This window comes from Pseudomonas sp. D1-36 (genome assembly GCF_051132205.1).
Lineage (GTDB): Bacteria > Pseudomonadota > Gammaproteobacteria > Pseudomonadales > Pseudomonadaceae > Aquipseudomonas.
Genome location: NZ_CP071674.1, coordinates 3,671,052 through 3,690,846 on the forward strand (window position 1 = coordinate 3,671,052; position 19,795 = coordinate 3,690,846).

Below are 19,795 nucleotides of genomic sequence, written 5' to 3' on the forward strand. Positions count from 1 at the left end.
AAGCGTTACCGACGGCCATCACGTCAGCATTCGTTCAAGCCGTCACGGAACCGAATCGCCAGGCTTTTGAGATTCTGACGCCAGCTCTCCAACTCTTCCCGACTCAGCTCTGGCTCTGGTTCCTGCTCGTCAAGATTGACCGCGACAATCAACGGCTGGGTAACATCACCCTTCGGTTTACGCGGGGCCCGTGGCGGCTGGAATAACGCGGCATGAGCCTCCAGCAACTTGGCCAGCCAGGTCTCGCGGTTCTGCGCCAACTCGACCATTTCCGCCAGCTCGGGAATCGCAAGGCTGTCCAGTACTTCTGGCATCAGCATCAGTTCGGCCCGTGACGCATTCGCCTGGGGCAAGCGATAGAACCCGGCAATTTCGTGGCAAAGACCCAGCAAGGCGCCGTACAAATGAAACAGCACGGATTCACGCCCAGCCTGGACCAGCGCGGGAGCATTCATGGCGCGCCCATCCTCTGCCCTGGCAAGCGCTTCGAGCGACAGGCCGGCAAAATAAATCTTCTGATTGGTACGGGTGTAGAGTTCGTGGGCCATGGCGGCATTCTCCCCAACGAAATAAAAGCGTCACGCAGGTGCGACAGTGTCGTGGATCAACCGAAGCTACTGCAAGCCAAAAACTGAAAGGCCGCATGAAAACCCAAGGGTTGTCATGCGGCCTTTTGCTTACGCGGCGTTTAGAACAACGACTGAATCGCCCAGCGGGAGCAAGCTCCCTCGCCACGAGGATCGCGCAGATTCAAATCCTTTCGCCATCAATCAGCGCTTGTCTTCAACGGTCCACTTGCCACCGTCGTAGAACGCTTTCCAACCGGTAGGCTTGCCGTCAACCTCGGTCTGCACGTATTGCTCCTTGGTCTTGCGGCTGTAGCGGATCACCGCTGGGCGGCCATCCGGATCCTTCTGCGGCGCGTCGCAGAGGAAATGGTACTTCGGATCGATCTCATCCTTGTGCGGCAAGATCTCGATCACCAGCGGCGCCCGAGTCTCGCGATTTTTCGGAAACTGGCTGGCTGCCAGGAACAGGCCGGATGCACCATCACGAAGGATGTAGGTGTCGTTTACCTTCTCGCACTTGAGCTCGGGCATCTTCACCGGATCCATCTTCGGCGGCGCCGCGTCACCGCTCTTGAGCAGCTTGCGGGTGTTCTTGCAGGTCGGATTGGTGCAACCGAAGAACTTGCCGAAACGGCCGGTTTTCAGCTGCATTTCGCTGCCACACTTGTCGCATTCCAGGCTCGGACCTTCGTAGCCCTTGATGCGATAGGTGCCCTCTTCGATCTCGTAGCCGGCACAATCAGGATTGTTACCGCAGATGTGCAGCTTGCGCTTTTCATCCAGCAGGTAAGCATCCATCGCTGTGCTGCAGATAGGGCAACGGTGTTTGCCGCGCAGCACCAGGGACTCCGACTCACCTTCGTCGTCCGCGGCGATTTCGTCGCCTGGCACCAGGTTGACCGTCGCCTTGCAGCGCTCCTTCGGCGGCAGGCTGTAGCCCGAGCAACCCAGGAATACACCGGTCGACGCGGTACGGATCTGCATCGGACGCCCGCAGGTCTGGCATGGAATATCGGTCATGACCGGCTGGTTCGCCCGCATGCCGCTTTCCGGACTTTCGGCCACTTCCAGTTTTTTCTTGAAGTCGCCGTAGAACTCGTCGAGTACGTTTTTCCAGTCCCGCTCACCCTGGGCCACGTCGTCCAGGTTCTCTTCCATGCCAGCGGTGAAGCCGTAGTCCATCAGGTTCGAGAAACTCTCGGACAAGCGCTCGGTGACGATGTCCCCCATCTTTTCCGAATAGAAGCGACGGTTGTGCAGCGTCACGTAGCCGCGATCCTGGATGGTGGAAATGATCGCCGCATAGGTCGAAGGACGACCGATGCCACGCTTTTCCATCTCCTTGACCAGGCTGGCCTCGGAATACCGTGCCGGCGGCTTGGTGAAGTGCTGGGTCGGATCCAGCTTGATCAGCTTCATCACGTCGCCCTGGGCCATGTCCGGCAGGACGTCATCGTCCCCCGGCTTGGTGATCTGCGGCATGACGCGGGTATAGCCGTCGAACTTCAGGATACGGCCCTTGGCGCGCAGCTCGAAATCGCCAGCACCGACGCTGACCGTGGTCGACAGGTATTGCGCAGGTAGCATCTGGCATGCCAGGAACTGGCGCCAGATCAGCTCGTAGAGACGCTCGGCGTCGCGTTCCATGCCCGACAGCTTGCTTGGCTCGGTATTGGCGTCGGAAGGACGAATCGCTTCGTGAGCCTCCTGGGCGCCTTCCTTGCTGCTGTACACGTTCGGCGTATCCGGCAGGTACTTCTTGCCAAACTCGCTTTCTATATAAGTACGCGCCATCGCCACGGCATCGGCCGAGAGATTGGTCGAGTCGGTACGCATGTACGTGATGTAGCCCGCTTCGTACAGACGCTGGGCCATCATCATGGTCTTCTTCACACCGAAGCCCAGGCGGTTGCTCGCCGCCTGCTGCAAGGTGGACGTAATGAAGGGCGCCGACGGCTTGCTGCTGGTGGGCTTGTCTTCGCGCTTGACGATGCTGTAGCTGGAAGCCTTGAGCTTCTCCAGCGCTGCCATGGCCTGGGCTTCATTGAGCGGCTTGAAGGCTTCGCCTTTCTCGCGAGCCACTTCGAAACGCACGGTAGCGCCCTTGGCGGTACCGAGATCAGCATGGACTTCCCAATATTCTTCGGGATTGAACGCACGGATTTCCCGCTCGCGCTCCACCACCAGCTTTACCGCCACCGACTGCACACGACCGGCCGACAGGCCACGGGCGATCTTGGCCCACAACAATGGCGAGACCATGTAGCCCACGACGCGGTCAAGGAAGCGACGCGCCTGTTGGGCATTGACCCGGTCGATGTCCAGCTCGCCCGGCTGGGAGAAGGCTTCCTGGATAGCCTTCTTGGTGATCTCGTTGAACACCACGCGCTTGTAGCGGCTGTCATCCCCACCGATGGCTTCGCGCAGGTGCCAGGCGATGGCTTCCCCTTCGCGGTCCAAGTCCGTCGCGAGATAAATGGTGTCGGCGTCCTTGGCGAGCCGACGCAGTTCTTCGATGACCTTTTCCTTGCCCGGAAGGATCTCGTACTTGGCTTTCCAGCCGTGCTCCGGATCGACTCCCATGCGTGAGACCAGCTGCTTGCGCGCCTTGTCTTTCGGCGACAGCGCCGGCGCTTCACCAGCGGCCGCCTTGCCGCGCTTGGCGGCTGGCTCCTTGCTGGCGCTAGCCGAACCGCTGGTGGGCAGGTCTCGGATATGGCCGATACTCGACTTCACCACGTATTGGTTGCCCAGATACTTGTTGATGGTCTTGGCCTTAGCCGGGGATTCCACAATGACCAGCGATTTGCCCATGGATCAGAAAATTCCTGAATTCTAAAAAGTGAAAGGCGGTTGGCGCCTGACGCGGCACCGCTATATATAGTGGCTGCAAGGTGAGGTCAAGGGCGGGGTCGCCCTCACACTGGCCTCAAGACTTGGAAAAGATGCTCTCCTCGACCTGCACCAAAGCAAAGCGCGGCACTTGTTCGCCGTCAACTTCGACAGACTCCTGGAACATGCTCAACGGACGCACCCAAAAGCCGTAATCGCCATACAGGGCTTGATAGAAGACCACTTCTTCCTCGGTCTCGGAATGCCGCGCAACGCTGAATACGCGGTACTGCGGACCTTTGTAATGTTGGTAGAGCCCAGGTTGTATCGGCATGCGTTGGCCCTCACTCAAATTTTTTCAAAATAAAAACAAAATCTTTCTTTTACTAAACCCGAAAAACAAAAACCGGGGCACTTGGCCCCGGCTTCCATCAACGCAACGCTTAGACGCGTTCGAAGACAGTGGCGATGCCCTGGCCGAGGCCAATGCACATGGTGGACACCCCTAAAGTGCCGCCGTTCTGCTTCATGACGTTGAGCAGCGTGCCAGAGATACGCGCACCAGAGCAACCGAACGGGTGACCCAGGGCGATCGCGCCGCCGTGCAGGTTAACCTTCTCGTTCATCTTGTCGAGTACTTTCAAATCTTTCAGCACGGGCAGGGCCTGTGCGGCGAAAGCTTCGTTGAGCTCGAAGAAGTCGATATCGGAAATGCTCAGGCCCGCGCGCTTCAAGGCTTTCTGCGTAGCCGGTACTGGACCATAGCCCATGATCGCCGGGTCCACACCCGCGACAGCCATCGAACGAATCACGGCCATCGGCTGGATGCCCAGGTCCTGGGCACGCTGGGCCGACATCACGATCATGCACGAGGCACCGTCGGTGATCTGCGACGAAGTACCCGCCGTCACGGTGCCGCCCTTAGGATTGAAGGCCGGCTTCAAGGTCGCCAGGCTTTCCAGGGTGGTTTCCGGACGAATGGTTTCGTCGTAGTCGAACAGTTTCAAGAAGCCGTTCTCGTCGTAGCCCTGCATCGGGATGATTTCATCCTTGAACTTGCCTTCCACCGTCGCCTTGTGGGCGAGCTGGTGGGAGCGCACGCCAAAGGCGTCCTGCTGTTCGCGGGTGATGCCATGCATCTTGCCGAGCATTTCCGCGGTCAGGCCCATCATGCCCGAGGCTTTTGCCGCGTACAGCGACATGTGCGGGTTCGGATCGACACCGTGCATCATGCTCACGTGGCCCATGTGCTCGACACCGCCGACCACGAACACATCACCGTTACCGGTCATGATCGCCTGGGCGGCGGTGTGCAGCGCGCTCATGGACGAACCGCACAGGCGGCTGACCGTCTGGCCGGCAGCGGTGTGAGGGATCTGGGTCATCAGCGAAGCCATGCGGGCGATGTTCCAGCCCTGCTCCAGGGTCTGGTTCACGCAGCCCCAGATCACGTCCTCGACTTCGTTGGGGTCGACCTTGACGTTGCGTTCCAGCAGTTTGCTGATCAGGTGCGCCGACATGTCTTCGGCGCGAGTGTTGCGGTGCATGCCGCCCTTGGAGCGGCCCATCGGCGTACGACCGAAGTCGACAATCACGACGTCTCTAGGATTCAAGCTCATAAATGTTCTCTCGCTCTAGTCGTTGGGCGCTTAACCGAAGAAACGCTGGCCGTTCTTGGCCATTTCACGCAGCTTCGCGGTCGGGTGGTACAACGCGCCCAGATCAGCGTACTGGTCAGCCAGGGCAACGAACTCGGCCACACCGATCGAATCGATGTAGCGCAGCGCACCGCCACGGAATGGAGGGAAACCGATGCCGTAGACCAGACCCATGTCGGCTTCGGCGGCGGTTTCGACAATGCCGTCTTCCAGGCAACGCACGGTTTCCAGGCACAGCGGGATCATCATCCAGTTGATGATGTCCTCGTCGGTGACTTCGCGCTGCTCGTAGACGATCGGCTTGAGCACTTCCAGCACCGACGAATCGGCGACTTTCTTCTGCTTGCCGCGCTTGTCGGTTTCATAGGCGTAGAAGCCCTTGCCGTTCTTCTGTCCCAGGCGCTTGGCTTCGTAGAGCACGTCGACGGCGGAACGACGGTCGTCTTTCATGCGGTCCGGGAAGCCTTCAGCCATGACGTCGCGACCGTGGTGGCCGGTGTCGATGCCGACCACGTCCATCAGGTACGCCGGGCCCATCGGCCAGCCGAATTTTTCCATGATCTTGTCGATGCGCACGAAGTCCACACCAGCACTGACCAGCTTGGCGAAACCGCCGAAGTACGGGAACAGCACGCGGTTGACCAAAAAGCCCGGGCAATCGTTGACGACGATCGGGTTCTTGCCCATTTTTTTGGCGTAGGCCACGGTGGTGGCAATCGCCTCCTCGCTGGATTTCTCGCCACGGATCACTTCCACCAGGGGCATCATGTGCACCGGGTTGAAGAAATGCATGCCGACGAAGTTTTCCGGACGCTTGAGGGCTTTGGCCAGCAGCGAAATGGAAATGGTCGAGGTGTTCGACGCGAGGATGGTGTCCTCTTTGACCTTGTCTTCGACTTCAGCCAGAACCGCCTGCTTGACCTTCGGGTTCTCGACAACCGCTTCGACCACCAGGTCGACGTGGCCGAAATCGCCGTAGGACAACGTCGGACGAATGCCATTGAGCACTTCGGCCATCTTCGCGGCGGTCATGCGACCTTTGTCGACGCGACCGACCAGCAGCTTGGCGGCTTCGGCCAACCCCTGCTCGATGCCGTGTTCATTGATGTCCTTCATCAGGATCGGCGTGCCCTTGGACGCCGACTGATAGGCGATGCCGCCACCCATGATGCCGGCGCCGAGCACGGCGGCCTGTTTCACGTCACGGGCAATTTCGTCGTAGGCCTTGGCCTTTTTCTTCAGCTCCTGATCATTGAGGAACAGACCGATCAGGCTCTGGGCGGCAGACGTCTTGGCCAGTTTCACGAAACCGGCGGCTTCGACTTCCAAGGCTTTGTCGCGACCGAAATTCGCGGCTTTCTGGATGGTCTTGATCGCCTCGACCGGTGCCGGGTAGTTCGGGCCCGCCTGGCCGGCGACGAAACCTTTGGCGGTCTCGAAGGCCATCATCTGTTCGATGGCGTTGAGCTTGAGTTTTTCCAGCTTCGGCTGGCGCTTGGCCTTGTAGTCAAACTCGCCGCTGATGGCGCGCTTGACGGTTTCAAGGGCCGCCTCCAGAAGCTTGCCGGGTTCGACCACCGCATCCACGGCGCCGACTTTCAGCGCGTCTTCGGCACGGTTTTCCTTGCCAGCGGCAATCCACTCGATAGCGTTGTCAGCACCGATCAGGCGCGGCAGGCGCACGGTGCCGCCGAAACCCGGGTAGATGCCCAGCTTGACTTCCGGCAGGCCGATCTTGGCCGCGGTGGACATGACGCGGTAGTCCGCCGCCAGGCACATTTCCAGGCCGCCACCCAGTGCGATGCCGTTGATGGCCGCGACGGTCGGTACGTTGAGGTCTTCAAAGTCGCTGAAGATACGGTTGGCTTCGAGGTTGCCAGCGATCAGTTCGGCATCGGGCAGCTTGAAGTTGTCGACGAATTCGGTGATGTCGGCGCCGACGATGAACACGTCCTTGCCACTGCTGACGATCACACCCTTGATCGACGCATCTGCCTTGATAGTGTCCACGGCCTGACGCAATTCATTCAGGGTTAGACGGTTGAACTTGTTGACGGACTCACCCTTGAGGTCGAATTTCAGTTCGACGATGCCACTTTCAAGAGCCTTAACCGTGATGGCTTTACCTTCGTAAATCATCAACTGATCTCCACGATATGGAAGCTGAACAGTACACGTTGGACGCTGGCCCCTGGCTCCACATGGACATAACCGCCGATGCTACGCCAATTCGCCAGACACACCCGTCAACGCGATAGTCGGGTTCTGTAGGAACGTTCTGAAAATACAAACGCTCAATTCATACGCCCGTTTGATTTGGGTACGTCACCTTCACGGAATTTCCGACAATTGTCAATCGCCCTAAACAGGCGTTTGAACGGGACTCCGCAGTCATTTCCGTACCGCCTGGATCCGTAACACGACCTTGCATGAGCGACCATTCATAGAATCAATCATTAGAAAAGTCGCCCTAATTCCAGGCGCACCGGATTCAACCGACTAAGCTGGTGACAATATGATTGAGTACGCGGGGAACAGGACGTTTCGAAGCACGCCCTGGAAAGAATGGTTTTACCGGCCTGCCTGGCCAACCCGCCCGATGATGCTGTCGGGCTTTTTTACGCTCAGGCCAACGCCTTTAATACGGCAGAAATGTCCTGCAAAACACTGGCTTCGCCTTTCTCTCCCCAATACAGGGCGATCATTTGCCGGTCGGCCTCGACCTTATAGACATTGGCTGGCAATGCTCGGAAGTGGCCGAGCAACGCTTCATCCTGGCACACCTCCTGCCATTGGTTGACCCACACCCCTGGAGCCTTTTGCCAATAACTCCAGCTGGCCGGCTGGCTGCCCCGCCGGGCTCGGTGGTACTGCGCACAGGGGTTTGGTGGCTGCTGGCCAAGCCAATGGGGCCAGTCTTGCGGGGTCAATCGCATGGCCAGCCCGAGGCGTCGCGCCTCCATGCGAAGGGCTATACGCCCGCTCTGTGCGCGGGACGGTCGCAACCATGCCAGGGGGCTTAATACCACCAACAGGATTGACACCACTATCCAGACCGTCATATCTGTACTCCCGAATTCTGATGAGCCCATTGACCTGTATCGCCATCAATGCGCTTGAAACCAGCCATACTTACCGTATCGCCATTCTCTGGAGTGCTTTTCATGTACTACGAACACATCCTGGTCGCCGTCGACCTCACTGAAGAATGCGATCCCGTCGTCAAGCGAGCCCTCGCCCTTTGCGAAGGGCGGGACAACAAACTGTCGCTGGTGCATATCGTCGAGCCGATGGCGATGGCCTTCGGCGGTGACGTTCCGATGGATCTTTCCCAGTTGCAACAGCAGCAGTTCGACCAGGCCAAGGAACGCCTTGACCGATTGATCGTGAAATACCCTGCCTTGAAAAAGGAAAATAGCCACCTGACCTATGGCCAGCCGCGCCAGGAGATCCATCACCTGGCCAAGGAGCAAGGCTGCGACCTGATCGTGGTCGGCAGCCATGGCCGCCATGGCCTGGCGTTGCTGCTGGGCTCTACCGCCAACGACGTGCTGCATGGCGCGCCTTGCGATGTGCTGGCGGTGCACCTGGTCAAGCGCACCTGACCCTGGACCTTCGGGAGCGAGCAAGCTGGCTCCCACAAGGGATTGCGTTTCAAATAAAAAAATCCCGGCGTTCATTGCTGAATGCCGGGAATCTTCTCAACAGCGGATCAAGCGTCCAGCTCAGCCCAACGCTCGACCAGCGCATCCAGCTCAGCCTGCAACTGTTCCAGATGCGCGATTACCTTGGCGGTTTCGGCCGCGGGACGCTGGTAGAAGCCGGCATCAGCCATCTCGGCCTCCACCGCGGCGATCTGCTGCTCCTTCGCGTCGATATCACCTGGCAAGGCTTCCAGTTCACGCTGCAGCTTGTAGCTGAGCTTTTTCTTGGTCGGAGCCGGTGCGGCAGCGGCGGCAACCGGCGCCGGCTCGGCCTTGACGACCGCGGAGTTCAAGTCGGCCTTGCCTGATTTGCTCTCTGTCACACCCAGCAGGCGCGGCGAGCCGCCTTGGCGTAGCCAATCCTGATAACCACCGACATATTCGCGAACCAGCCCCTCGCCTTCGAACACCAACGTGCTAGTGACCACGTTATCGAGGAAGGCCCGATCGTGGCTGACCATCAGCACAGTGCCGTTGAACGTCAACAACACTTCTTCCAGCAGCTCGAGGGTTTCCACGTCCAAGTCGTTGGTTGGTTCGTCGAGCACCAGCAGGTTCGCCGGCTTACTGAACAACTTGGCCAGCAGCAGCCGTGCCCGCTCACCACCAGACAGCGCTTTCACCGGCGTACGGGCGCGCTGTGGGCTGAACAGGAAGTCGCCGAGGTAACTCAATACGTGGCGGCTCTGGCCATCGATTTCGATGAAGTCGCGGCCTTCGGCGACGTTGTCGATCACGGTTTTTTCCAAGTCCAACTGATGGCGCAACTGGTCGAAATAGGCGACGTCGATCTTTGTCCCCTCCTCCACTTTGCCGCTGGTCGGCACCAGGCCGCCAAGCATCAGCTTGAGCAGGGTCGTCTTGCCGGTACCGTTGGCGCCAAGCAGGCCGATCCGGTCACCGCGCTGCAGGACCATGGAGAAATCCTTGATCAGGAACGGGCCGCCCGGATGGGCGAAACTGACATCTTCCAGCACCATGACCTGCTTGCCCGACTTGTCGGCCGTCTCAAGCTGGATATTGGCCTTGCCGGTGCGCTCGCGACGTTCGCTACGCTCCACGCGCAATGCCTTGAGGGCGCGCACACGGCCTTCGTTACGAGTCCGCCGGGCCTTGATGCCCTGGCGGATCCACACTTCTTCCTGGGCCAGGCGCTTGTCGAACAAGGCGTTGGCGGTTTCTTCCGCCGCCAGCACCGCTTCCTTGTGCACCAGGAAACTGGCGTAGTCGCCGTTCCAATCGATCAGGCCGCCACGATCCAGTTCGAGGATGCGGGTCGCCAGGTTCTGCAGGAAGGAACGGTCGTGCGTGATGAACAGAACCGCCCCTTGGAAATCCTTCAGCGCTTCTTCAAGCCAGGCGATGGCACCGATGTCCAGGTGGTTGGTCGGTTCGTCGAGCAGCAAAAGGTCTGGCTCGGACACGAGGGCCTGGGCCAGCAGGACCCGACGACGCCAGCCGCCGGACAGCTCGGCCAAGGTCTTGTCAGCCGGGAGTTGCAGGCGGCTCAAGGTGCTGTCGACCAATTGCTGCAGGCGCCAGCCATCACGGGCCTCGAGGTCGTGCTGCACATGCATCAGCTTGTCCAGGTCGGCATCGGTGACGATGTTCTGGCTCAGGTGGTGATATTCGGCCAGCAGCGCGCCGACACCGTCCAGGCCTTCGGCAACCACGTCGAACACGGTCCGCTCGTCGGCTACCGGCAGCTCTTGGGGCAGCTCGCCGATTTTCAGCCCGGGCGCACGCCAGACGGAGCCGTCATCGGGCTTCTGATCCCCCTTGACCAGCTTCATCATGCTGGACTTGCCAGTGCCGTTGCGGCCGATGATGCACACCCGCTCTCCACGGGCGATCTGCCAGGACACCTTGTCCAACAACGGCATCGCGCCGAAAGCAAGGGACACATCGCTGAATTTGAGCAGGGTCATGAGCTTCTCCAAAAACCGGGCGCGCATTCTACCTGAGAAGAGACCTCAAAAGTCCGTCAATTTCGTCGTCGAAGCACTCTGTACTACAAATGTTGCGAAGTTGTGCCAACAGTCCCGCAAAGCTTTCGCCGGTTGCTGGCAAAAGGCTAAGCTACAGGCAAGTTACCCTGGGTTTCTCCCTGGGCTTGTCATGTTTATCTTTGCCCGGACGTATCATGCGCAGTCGCCTTTTCAGTGTTTTATCTTGTTTGTTTGTATGTGCCACTGCCGTTCAAACCGCCCATGCGGTGGATATTTCCACCCAGCGCCAGTACTACGACGAGGCCAAGCGCGCTCTGGCCAAAGGCGATTCCGCTCCCTACTTTCGCTACAGCCAGGCCCTGCGCGATTATCCGCTGGAACCGTACCTGGCCTATGACGAACTGACTGCGCGACTCAAGAGCGCGAGCAACGCCGAAATCGAAAAATTCCTCGCCGAACATGGCGACCTGCCCCAGGCCAACTGGATGAAGTTGCGCTGGTTGCGCTGGTTGGCCGAACGTGGCGACTGGGCAACCTTCGTCAAGTATTACGATCCCAAGCTCAACTTCACCGAGCTGGATTGCCTCAACGCTCAATATCAACTGAGCCATGGCCTTAAGGCCGAAGGTTATGCCAACGCCGAGAAACTATGGCTTACCGGTAAATCCCAGCCGACGGCTTGCGACGCGCTGTTCGGCATGTGGGCCGCGCAAGGCCAGTTGACCGAGCAGAAACGCTGGGAGCGCGCGAAACTGGCGGCCCAGGCACGCAACTATCCGCTGGCCAATAGCCTGGTCAGCGGCCTGACCACCCTTGCCCCCCGAGGCAAGCTGTTGGTTGACGTCGCGCAAAAGCCCGAACTGCTCAACCAGCCTTCGCGCTTCATGCCCGCCGATGAGCCCATGTCCGATGTCGTCAGTCTTGGGCTGCGCCGCCTGGCCCGCCAGGACCCGGAAAAAGCCATGTCATTGCTGGAGGGCTATGCCAGCACCATGCGTTTCTCTCGGGACGAGAAGGTCGCCATCGCCCGGGAAATCGGCCTGACCCTGGCCAAGCGCTTCGATAGCCGCGCCCTGGATGTCATGACCAAATATGACCCGGAGCTTCGGGACGACACCGTATCGGAGTGGCGCTTGCGCCTGCTCCTGCGCCTCGCCCGCTGGGACGACGCCTACCAACTGACCCGCCGCCTGCCCGAATCGCTGGCGAGCACCAATCGCTGGCGCTACTGGCAGGCCCGTAGCCTGGAACTGGCGCAGCCACAGAACCCCGAAGCGCTGACGCTCTACAAGCACCTGGCTCGCGAGCGTGATTTCTACGGTTTCCTGGCCGCCGACCGGTCCCAGTCACCGTATTCGCTGGTGAACAAGCCGCTGCCCATGAGCCAGGCGCTGATCAACAAAGTCCGCAATACACCGGGCATACGCCGGGCGCTGGAATTCCACGCGCGTGGTCAAATCGTGGACGGACGCCGCGAGTGGTATCACGTCAGCCGCCATTTCAGCCGGGACGAAATGGTCGCCCAGGCGAAACTGGCCTACGACCTCAAGTGGTATTTCCCAGCCATCCGCACCATCAGCCAGGCCAAATACTGGGATGACTTGGATATCCGCTTCCCGATGGCCTACCGCGACACGCTGGTGCGAGAAGCCAAGATCCGCGGTTTGCACCCTAGCTGGGCGTTCGCCATCACCCGGCAGGAAAGTGCGTTCATGGACGACGCCCGCTCCGGTGTCGGCGCCAGCGGCCTCATGCAATTGATGCCGGCCACGGCCAAGGAAACCGCGCGCAAATTCAATATTCCCCTGGCATCACCGCAGCAAGTCTTCAACCCGGACAAGAATATCCAGCTGGGCGCGGCGTACCTGAGCCAGGTCCACAGCCAGTTCAACGGCAACCGCGTCCTCGCCTCCGCCGCCTACAACGCCGGCCCCGGTCGCGTGCGCCAATGGTTGCGCGGTGCAGACCACCTGAGCTTCGACGTCTGGGTCGAAAGCATCCCCTTCGACGAAACCCGCCAATACGTGCAGAACGTGTTGTCGTACTCGGTCATCTACGGCCAGAAGCTCAACTTGCCGCAACCGCTGGTGGACTGGCATGAGCGGTATTTTGATGATCAGTGAGTATTAGCGAGACGCTGTTCCTGAGAAGAAAAAAATGCCCGCATCGAAAGATGCGGGCATTTTTGGTCGGCTACTTGGTCTGTTGCTGGACCTTGTGGGAGCGAGCTTGCTCGCGATGGCGTCGGCACCTTCAACATGGATGCAAGCTGACCCACCGCTATCGCGAGCAAGCTCGCTCCCACAGGGGATTCGTGTGGACGCTGCGCTCAGTCGGCTGCCGAGTCCAAGCCAACGTTGAACTGCAACGCTGCCAACCGCGCAAACAGCGCATTGCTTGCAACCAGTTCCTGATGGCTACCCACCGCAACCACCTTGCCTTGGTCCATCACCGCAATCCGGTCGGCGTTTTTCACCGTGGCCAGGCGATGGGCGATGACCAGGGTGGTACGGTTCTTCATCAGGCTGGGCAAGGCTTGCTGGATCAGGTGTTCACTTTGCGCGTCGAGGGCGCTGGTGGCTTCGTCCAGTAGCAGGATTGGCGCGTCCACCAGCAGGGCCCGGGCGATCGCCAGGCGTTGGCGCTGGCCGCCGGACAGCCCAAGGCCGCCATCGCCCAGGTGGGTCTGGTAGCCGTCAGGCATTTTTTCTATGAAATCATGGGCGTGGGCAATCTGCGCAGCCTCGCGTACCTGCTCGAATGTTGCTTGGGGATTGCCGTAGCGAAGATTTTCTTCGACCGTGCCGAAAAACAGTGCCGGGTTTTGAGAAACCAGGGCGAAATGACGACGCAGGTCCAAAGGGTCGACCGAGGTCAACGGCACGTCGTCGATCAGGATCCGCCCTTGCACCGGATCGTAGAAGCGCAGCAGCAGGTCATACACCGTTGACTTGCCCGCGCCGGATGGCCCGACGAGGGCCAGGGTTTCGCCGGCCTTGATGCTCAGGTCGAGGCCATCGACCGCATAGCTGTCCGGTCGGGAGGGGTAGGAAAAACGCACGCCTTCAAGGCGCAGGTCACCCCGCACCCGCTCCGGCAACGTCACCAGCCCTGTGACCGGTGGCTGGATAATGTTCTGCGAACGCAGCAACTCGGCAATGCGTTCCGCGGCGCCCGCTGCCCGTTGCAGCTCGCCGATCACTTCGCTGAGGGTGCCAAAGGCGCTGCCAACGATCAGGCTGTAGAACACGAACGCCGCGAGTTCGCCGCCGGAAATCCGCCCGGCGATCACATCCATGCCGCCGACCCAGAGCATCACCCCTACCGCACCCAGCACCAGCACGATCACCAGGGTGATCAACCAGGCCCGCTGGGCGATGCGCTTGCGGGCGGTGTCGAAGGCTTGCTCCACCGTCACGGAAAAACGTTGTTCATCTTGGACCTGGTGGTTGTAGGCCTGCACGGTCTTGATCTGGCCGAGGGTTTCGGAGACGTAGCTGCCGACGTCGGCGATGCGGTCCTGGCTCTGGCGCGACAAGCTGCGCACCCGTCGCCCGAACACCAGGATCGGCGCCAGGACCAATGGCAGGGCAATGACCACGATACTGGTCAACTTGGGGTTGGTGAAAAACAGCAGCACAATGCCACCAATCACCATCAAGGCGTTGCGCAGGAACAACGACAGCGACGAACCAATCACCGATTGCAGCAGAGTCGTATCGGCGGTCAGGCGTGACTGGATTTCCGAACTGCGATTGTTCTCGTAGAAGCCCGGGTGCAGATACACCAGGTGATTGAAGACCTGCCGCCGGATATCGGCCACCACCCGCTCACCGATCCATGACACGAGATAAAAGCGTGCAAACGTACCGATAGCCAGGCCCACCACCAGCACCATGAACAGGCCAATGGACTGATTGAGCAGATGCGGCGAACGGGTCATGAAGCCTTGGTCCACCAGCAGGCGGATCCCTTGGCCCATGGACAACGTGATACCGGCCGTGACAATCAGGGCCAGCAAAGCACCGGCGACCTGTTTGCGGTAAGGGGCGATGAAGCCGCTGGCCAGGCGTATTGCGCGGCGATGTCGTGAGGAAAGCATCGAGAGTGTCCGATAATGGAACAGGAAAAGATTGGCCATCAGTACCGAAACGCAGCGGAACCAAGTGGAATCGAAATGAGTCAGGTTAAATATGACCGCCGAGACTAATGCCTAGATGTTATCGGTCTAACGTCTGGCTGGAAACGCGAGTGTGTTTCTGGTTGAGTGGAGCTGTCGTCATGGACCTTCAAGGAGTGTCATGGCTCGGTCACCTGACGACATTACGATAGGCACGCAACCTGATGAGGAGACAGGCCATGTCCTTGCAACACAGCAGCGACGACAAGATTCAAGTAATCCGCACGCAACCGGACCAGTCCCTGGGCTGCTCGTTCATCGATGCCCAAGGGCGCGAAGTACCGATCACCGAAGACATGATCCAGAAAGCCTGCAGCGAGCTGGAGAAACGACTGGTCAAACCTGCCGAACAAAAGTGATACAGCCCGTCTTCAATTGAACCCGACCTTGATGTCGGGTTTTTTATGCCTGTTCACCGGGCTTAAACGATAGTAGCTCCCAAGGCCGTCACGATCTGCTGCAAGGCCGTCGACTGCCCTTCGATACGCACCTTCAAGCTGTCGATCTCCCGGCGTGGCGGGTAATGCTTGCGCAACGCATCAAACGCACTGCGCTGCTCACCCACCGTACCGATCAAGCTGCGGCGAAAATCCGCATCGTCGCGGCGCGGGTCGTACACGCTCCGGCACAACACCGCCAGCGCCCAGGCCGGGTCGGTATCGGCATCCAGCGTGATGCCCCCGAGCCAGGGCCGGGGTAACAAGTCGGCCAGATCGACTTCGGCGGGCCGCCCAAGAAAGTCGCACAGGGCCTGGTAGATCTGCGCCGTGCCGCGCTGGCGACCGTCAAGGCTGTAGCCGGCAATGTGCGGGGTGGCGATCACGCAGAGGTCGGCCAGGTCCACGTCCACCGTCGGCTCCTGCTCCCAGACATCAAGCACCGCCTGGAGGTCTTCGCGCTCCAACAGCACCTCGCGCAACGCCGAGTTATCGATGACCGGGCCGCGCGCGGCGTTGATCAGCCAGGTGCCAGGCTTCAGGCTGTTCAAGCGATGCTCATCAAAAAGGTGCCAAGTCACGTGCTCACCCGTGCGAGCCAATGGCGTGTGCAGGCTGATGACGTCGCATTCCTCGATGATCTGCTCCAGGCTCACGTAGTCGCCGCCTTCGGCAGCGTGGCGAGGCGGGTCGCAGACTTTCACAGCCCAGCCCAGGCCCTTGAGCACCTCGACCAACCGCCCACCTACCTGCCCCGCGCCGACCACGCCAAACGTGCGCTGCGCAAGATCCGCGCCTTCGATCTCAGCCAGGGCCATAAGGCTGCCCAGTACGTAATCCACCACGCCACGGGCATTGCAGCCAGGCGCGCTGGCCCAGCGGATGCCGGCCTCGGCAAAATAATCCAGGTCCAGGTGATCAGTGCCAATGGTGCAAGTGCCGACGAAGCGCACCTTGCTGCCTTCCAGCAGGGCTCGATTGACCTGGCTGACCGACCGTACCAACAGCACATCGGCCTGCTCTACCAATGCCCGGTCAATGCCCCGCCCCGGCACCCGGCGGATCTCACCGAAACCTTGGAAAAATGCATCGAGCAGGGGAATGTTTTCGTCGGCGACGATCAGCATGGCAGAGCTCCTTTGGCGGGACGGGCAGTGTAGGCGTTCCTCGCCTCGATGGGCCAGCCCATTACTTCAGTGAACCCGTTTGTGGCGAGGAAGCTTGCTCCCGCTGGCCTGCGAAGCGGGCCCAAAAGGCAGGCGACTGCTGCGCAGTCGAGCGGGAGCAAGCGCCCTCGCCCCAACAGCATTCGTACGACTAAGCGAGCGATTACAAATCCACAACACAGGTTTTTTCCTGACCACTGCGTCAAGGCGTAGAATCCGCCGCCTTGCGTTTATCTTTTTCGGATGCTTGCCTCGTGAATCCTGCAATCGACACTCCTTGCGTCCTCTCTCGCCCCGCCCGGGTTCGCCTGGAGCTCAAGACGCTGCTCGCCCTCGCCTTGCCGATCATGGTGGCGCAATTGGCGACCACTGCCATGGGTTTTGTCGATGCGGTGATGGCCGGACGGGTCGGCCCGCGGGACCTCGCCGCGGTGGCGCTGGGTAATTCGATCTGGGTGCCGGTATTCCTGTTGATGACCGGCACGCTGCTGGCCACTACGCCAAAAGTTGCCCAGCGTTTCGGGGCCGGCACGTTCGAACAGATTGGCCCCTTGGTGCGCCAGGCATTGTGGTTGGCCCTCGCGGTGGGGCTGGCCGCGACATTGGCACTGTTCAGCGCCGAGCCGATCCTGCATGTGATGCAGGTCGATCCCGAATTGATCGGCCCTTGCATGGAATACCTGCGGGGTATAGGCACCGGGCTCCCGGCAGTGGCGCTCTATTACGTGCTGCGCTGTTTCAGCGACGGCCTGGGGCGCACGCGACCGGCCATGGTGCTGGGGCTGTGCGGACTGGCGCTGAACATTCCGCTCAATTACATCTTCATCTACGGGCACCTGGGCGTCCCAGCCATGGGCGGGGTTGGCTGCGGCTGGGCAACCGCCATCGTGATGTGGTTCATGGCAGCGGGCATGGCGATCTGGACGTATCGGGCCCCAATCTATCAATCGAGCCGTCTGTTCGCCCGTTTCGACTGGCCGCAATGGTCGATGATCAAGCGCCTGCTGGGCATCGGCCTGCCGATTGGCATCGCGGTGTTTGCCGAGTCGAGCATCTTTGCGGTGATCGCCCTGCTGATCGGCAGCCTCGGCGCCACGGTGGTGGCCGGGCACCAGATCGCGCTGAACTTCAGCTCGCTGGTGTTCATGATCCCCTACTCCCTGGGCATGGCCGTGACGGTACGGGTAGGCCAGGCGCTGGGGCGTGGCCAGCCTCGAGAGGCGCGCTTCGCTGCGGGCGTCGGCATGGGCACGGCCCTGGCGTACGCGTGCCTGTCAGCGAGCGTGATGTTCGCGCTGCGCGGCCCCATCGCAGCGATCTACACAGCCGATCCGCGGGTGATCGAGGTCGCATCGATGCTGATCGTCTACGCGGCGCTGTTCCAGTTTTCCGATGCGATCCAGGTCACGGCGGCCGGCGCATTGCGCGGCTACCAGGACACCCGGGTGACGATGATCCTGACGCTCTTCGCTTACTGGGGCATCGGCTTGCCGGTGGGTTACGCCCTGGGCCTGACCGACAGGCTCGGCACCGCCAGTGGCCCAAGCGGATTATGGCAAGGCTTGATCGTGGGGTTGAGCTGCGCGGCGCTGATGCTGTCGATTCGCCTGGCACGCAGCGCGCGAGGGCAGATCCGCATCAGCCGTGCGACGGGTTAGGCGAGTTTCTTGCGGATCCAGTAGAGGTAGGTGCCGGCGTCCTCTTGCTGGGCCACCAGCTCGTGGTCCAGAAACACGCAGAACTTAGGGATGTCGCGGCGAGTCGAGGGGTCGGTGGCGATGACTTTGAGCAGGCCACCTGGGGCCAGGTCGCGGATATGCTGGTGCAACATCATTACCGGTTCCGGGCAATTCAGACCAGTGGCATCCAGCGTGCCGTCGATTGGCGCATCGTTCATTTCACTCATGATCTACTCCTGAAACTGGCGGGCATTGTCGCGCAATGTCGGCGTTCGGTCACCCCTGGTTCAACACTGCACCCTGTGGGAGCGAGCTTGCTCGCGATGGCGCCAGCACATCCAATATCGATGCAAACTGACCCACCGCTATCGCGAGCTCGCTCCCACAAGGGCTTCATTGGCTTTCGAGGACTAACGGGCCTTCGTTTTTTTGGTGTCCAACCGCCGCAGATGACACGTCACCTCCTCTCGGTCGTGGTACAGCTGCTTGCAGCCGATCTCGACCTGAATGCCCCGGGCCTTGAAACCCTCGGCGATGCGTTCGAGCAGGCGTTTCACCTCGGCGTAACGCTGTTTCATCGGCAACTTGAGGTTGACCACGGCCTCGCGGCAATGGCCCTCGCCGATCCACTCTTCCAGCATCGCCGCGTTGCGCGCCGGTTTCTCGACGATGTCGCAGACCATCCAGTCCACCGGCTGCCTGGGCTTGAACGTGAATCCGTCTGCCATCAAGTGCCGCACCAGGCCGGTGTCCATCAGGCTTTCGGCCATTGGGCCATTGTCGATGGCCGTCACCAGCATGCCACGGTTGACCAATTGCCACGTCCAGCCACCCGGCGCCGCACCGAGGTCCACACCGGTCATGTCGCTGTGCAGGCGTTCGTCCCACTGGTCCCGAGGAATGAAATGGTGCCAGGCCTCCTCGAGCTTGAGTGTGGAGCGGCTCGGCGCGTCCCGGGGGAACTTCAGGCGCGGGATACCCATCGGCCACATCGCTGAGTTATCCGCCTCAGCCAGGCCAAGGAAGACTTCACGACCGCTCTTGAAGGTCAACAGCAGGCGCGGCTTGCGCGGGTCGTCCACCAGTTTCCCTGCCCCGCCCAAGGCCTTGCGCAGCGGGCCTTCGAACTTCTTGCAGAAGTTCGACAGTTCCTTGCCGTCGTTCGTGTCAACTACCTCCAGCCACAGGCTGCCACACGTTGGGAAGGCCGTCATGTGGGACAGAATGACGCTGATTCGGTCGGTCTCAGGCAATTCGATGAACGTGCCACGCGCCCACTGCCGAGGAAAAATCAGATCGGCGAAACGTTGCCCGCGCATCAACCGCTCGGCGCCGTCCTCTTCGGTACAGACAAATTCGGCGCAGGCGCTGGCCGGCTTGGCCTTGGCGTACCCGGCGACGTTGAGCCGGGCCGCGTGTTCGGCGATCTCGGAACAGACCTCGCCTTCGAAGCCCGGCCGGCAGTGCATGAAAAGCGTGTTCATTGAAACTCCGTAGCAAAGCCTGTCACGAAAACCGGCGCATGATAGCGGAGTTCGGAACCGCGAACCTTGCTATACAGTCCAGTGATTAGTCATACGTTCAAAACAGGGCTAGGTTAAAGGCTCTGTCCGTTCCGTCA

The 19,795-nt window shown here is 60.4% G+C and carries 15 protein-coding genes; 4 read left to right on the forward strand and 11 right to left on the reverse strand.

The window, feature by feature from the left end:
- Positions 1–23 precede the first annotated feature (23 nt).
- The 6 genes from J3P76_RS16300 to J3P76_RS16325 form a co-directional block, all read right to left on the reverse strand.
- Positions 24–548: a DUF6586 family protein gene (locus J3P76_RS16300; protein ID WP_434563276.1), complete on the reverse strand. Its 525-nt coding sequence runs from the start codon at positions 546–548 to the stop codon at positions 24–26.
- A gap of 222 nt (positions 549–770) precedes the next feature.
- A complete protein-coding gene (gene topA, locus J3P76_RS16305) occupies positions 771–3,383 on the reverse strand; it encodes a type I DNA topoisomerase (protein ID WP_420764683.1) in 2,613 nt (870 codons plus the stop codon).
- Between the two features lie 115 nt (positions 3,384–3,498).
- Entirely contained in the window at positions 3,499–3,735 is a 237-nt protein-coding gene (locus tag J3P76_RS16310; protein ID WP_420764684.1) for a DUF1653 domain-containing protein, read from the reverse strand.
- A 109-nt stretch (positions 3,736–3,844) separates the two neighbouring features.
- Positions 3,845–5,020: an acetyl-CoA C-acyltransferase FadA gene (gene fadA / locus J3P76_RS16315; RefSeq protein WP_420764685.1), complete on the reverse strand. Its 1,176-nt coding sequence runs from the start codon at positions 5,018–5,020 to the stop codon at positions 3,845–3,847.
- Positions 5,021–5,050: 30 nt separating this feature from the next.
- The gene (gene fadB, locus J3P76_RS16320; RefSeq protein ID WP_420764686.1) at positions 5,051–7,198 is read right to left on the reverse strand and encodes a fatty acid oxidation complex subunit alpha FadB; all 2,148 of its coding nucleotides are present in this window, start codon (positions 7,196–7,198) and stop codon (positions 5,051–5,053) included.
- Positions 7,199–7,683: 485 nt separating this feature from the next.
- Positions 7,684–8,121, reverse strand: coding sequence for a hypothetical protein (locus J3P76_RS16325; protein WP_420764687.1), 438 nt, complete (start codon positions 8,119–8,121; stop codon positions 7,684–7,686).
- Between the two features lie 102 nt (positions 8,122–8,223).
- On the opposite strand from J3P76_RS16325, the gene J3P76_RS16330 reads away from it, so the two are divergent.
- Positions 8,224–8,664, forward strand: a complete 441-nt coding sequence (locus tag J3P76_RS16330; RefSeq protein ID WP_420764688.1) for a universal stress protein — start codon at positions 8,224–8,226, stop codon at positions 8,662–8,664.
- Between the two features lie 107 nt (positions 8,665–8,771).
- Here J3P76_RS16330 and J3P76_RS16335 read toward each other — a convergent pair whose 3' ends face one another.
- Complete coding sequence (locus tag J3P76_RS16335; protein WP_420764689.1) at positions 8,772–10,691, reverse strand: ATP-binding cassette domain-containing protein; 1,920 nt, start codon at positions 10,689–10,691, stop codon at positions 8,772–8,774.
- A gap of 215 nt (positions 10,692–10,906) precedes the next feature.
- Between J3P76_RS16335 and J3P76_RS16340 the strand changes: the two genes are divergently transcribed.
- Positions 10,907–12,835, forward strand: a complete 1,929-nt coding sequence (locus J3P76_RS16340) for a transglycosylase SLT domain-containing protein (protein WP_434700981.1) — start codon at positions 10,907–10,909, stop codon at positions 12,833–12,835.
- 206 nt (positions 12,836–13,041) lie between these two features.
- On the opposite strand, the gene J3P76_RS16345 is transcribed toward J3P76_RS16340, so the two are convergent.
- Positions 13,042–14,814 carry an ABC transporter transmembrane domain-containing protein gene (locus J3P76_RS16345; RefSeq protein ID WP_434700982.1) on the reverse strand — a complete coding sequence of 591 codons (1,773 nt, stop codon included), beginning with the start codon at positions 14,812–14,814 and terminating at the stop codon, positions 13,042–13,044.
- A gap of 257 nt (positions 14,815–15,071) precedes the next feature.
- Between J3P76_RS16345 and J3P76_RS16350 the strand changes: the two genes are divergently transcribed.
- Positions 15,072–15,251 carry a PA1571 family protein gene (locus J3P76_RS16350; protein WP_003199629.1) on the forward strand — a complete coding sequence of 60 codons (180 nt, stop codon included), beginning with the start codon at positions 15,072–15,074 and terminating at the stop codon, positions 15,249–15,251.
- A gap of 62 nt (positions 15,252–15,313) precedes the next feature.
- Here the strand turns inward: J3P76_RS16350 and pdxB are convergent, their stop codons facing one another.
- Positions 15,314–16,456 carry a 4-phosphoerythronate dehydrogenase PdxB gene (gene pdxB, locus J3P76_RS16355; RefSeq protein WP_434700983.1) on the reverse strand — a complete coding sequence of 381 codons (1,143 nt, stop codon included), beginning with the start codon at positions 16,454–16,456 and terminating at the stop codon, positions 15,314–15,316.
- Positions 16,457–16,749: 293 nt separating this feature from the next.
- Here pdxB and J3P76_RS16360 point away from each other — a divergent pair, with 293 nt between their 5' ends.
- Positions 16,750–18,153, forward strand: coding sequence for an MATE family efflux transporter (locus tag J3P76_RS16360; RefSeq protein WP_434700984.1), 1,404 nt, complete (start codon positions 16,750–16,752; stop codon positions 18,151–18,153).
- Here the strand turns inward: J3P76_RS16360 and tusA are convergent.
- Positions 18,150–18,401 (reverse strand): sulfurtransferase TusA, encoded by a 252-nt coding sequence (gene tusA, locus J3P76_RS16365; protein ID WP_420764694.1) that lies wholly within the window; start codon positions 18,399–18,401, stop codon positions 18,150–18,152. The genes J3P76_RS16360 and tusA overlap by 4 nt on opposite strands.
- Positions 18,402–18,584: 183 nt before the next feature.
- Complete coding sequence (rlmM, locus tag J3P76_RS16370; RefSeq protein WP_434700985.1) at positions 18,585–19,658, reverse strand: 23S rRNA (cytidine(2498)-2'-O)-methyltransferase RlmM; 1,074 nt, start codon at positions 19,656–19,658, stop codon at positions 18,585–18,587.
- Positions 19,659–19,795 lie beyond the last annotated feature (137 nt).

Excerpts from the sequence above, each read along its gene's own strand:
- J3P76_RS16300 (WP_434563276.1), bottom strand. The coding sequence starts at position 548 with ATGGCCCACGAACTCTACACCCGTACCAATCAGAAGATTTATTTTGCC.
- topA (WP_420764683.1), bottom strand. The coding sequence starts at position 3,383 with ATGGGCAAATCGCTGGTCATTGTGGAATCCCCGGCTAAGGCCAAGACC.
- J3P76_RS16310 (WP_420764684.1), bottom strand. The coding sequence starts at position 3,735 with ATGCCGATACAACCTGGGCTCTACCAACATTACAAAGGTCCGCAGTAC.
- fadA (WP_420764685.1), bottom strand. The coding sequence starts at position 5,020 with ATGAGCTTGAATCCTAGAGACGTCGTGATTGTCGACTTCGGTCGTACG.
- fadB (WP_420764686.1), bottom strand. The coding sequence starts at position 7,198 with ATGATTTACGAAGGTAAAGCCATCACGGTTAAGGCTCTTGAAAGTGGC.
- J3P76_RS16325 (WP_420764687.1), bottom strand. The coding sequence starts at position 8,121 with ATGACGGTCTGGATAGTGGTGTCAATCCTGTTGGTGGTATTAAGCCCC.
- J3P76_RS16330 (WP_420764688.1), top strand. The coding sequence starts at position 8,224 with ATGTACTACGAACACATCCTGGTCGCCGTCGACCTCACTGAAGAATGC.
- J3P76_RS16335 (WP_420764689.1), bottom strand. The coding sequence starts at position 10,691 with ATGACCCTGCTCAAATTCAGCGATGTGTCCCTTGCTTTCGGCGCGATG.
- J3P76_RS16340 (WP_434700981.1), top strand. The coding sequence starts at position 10,907 with ATGCGCAGTCGCCTTTTCAGTGTTTTATCTTGTTTGTTTGTATGTGCC.
- J3P76_RS16345 (WP_434700982.1), bottom strand. The coding sequence starts at position 14,814 with ATGCTTTCCTCACGACATCGCCGCGCAATACGCCTGGCCAGCGGCTTC.
- J3P76_RS16350 (WP_003199629.1), top strand. The coding sequence starts at position 15,072 with ATGTCCTTGCAACACAGCAGCGACGACAAGATTCAAGTAATCCGCACG.
- pdxB (WP_434700983.1), bottom strand. The coding sequence starts at position 16,456 with ATGCTGATCGTCGCCGACGAAAACATTCCCCTGCTCGATGCATTTTTC.
- tusA (WP_420764694.1), bottom strand. The coding sequence starts at position 18,401 with ATGAGTGAAATGAACGATGCGCCAATCGACGGCACGCTGGATGCCACT.
- rlmM (WP_434700985.1), bottom strand. The coding sequence starts at position 19,658 with ATGAACACGCTTTTCATGCACTGCCGGCCGGGCTTCGAAGGCGAGGTC.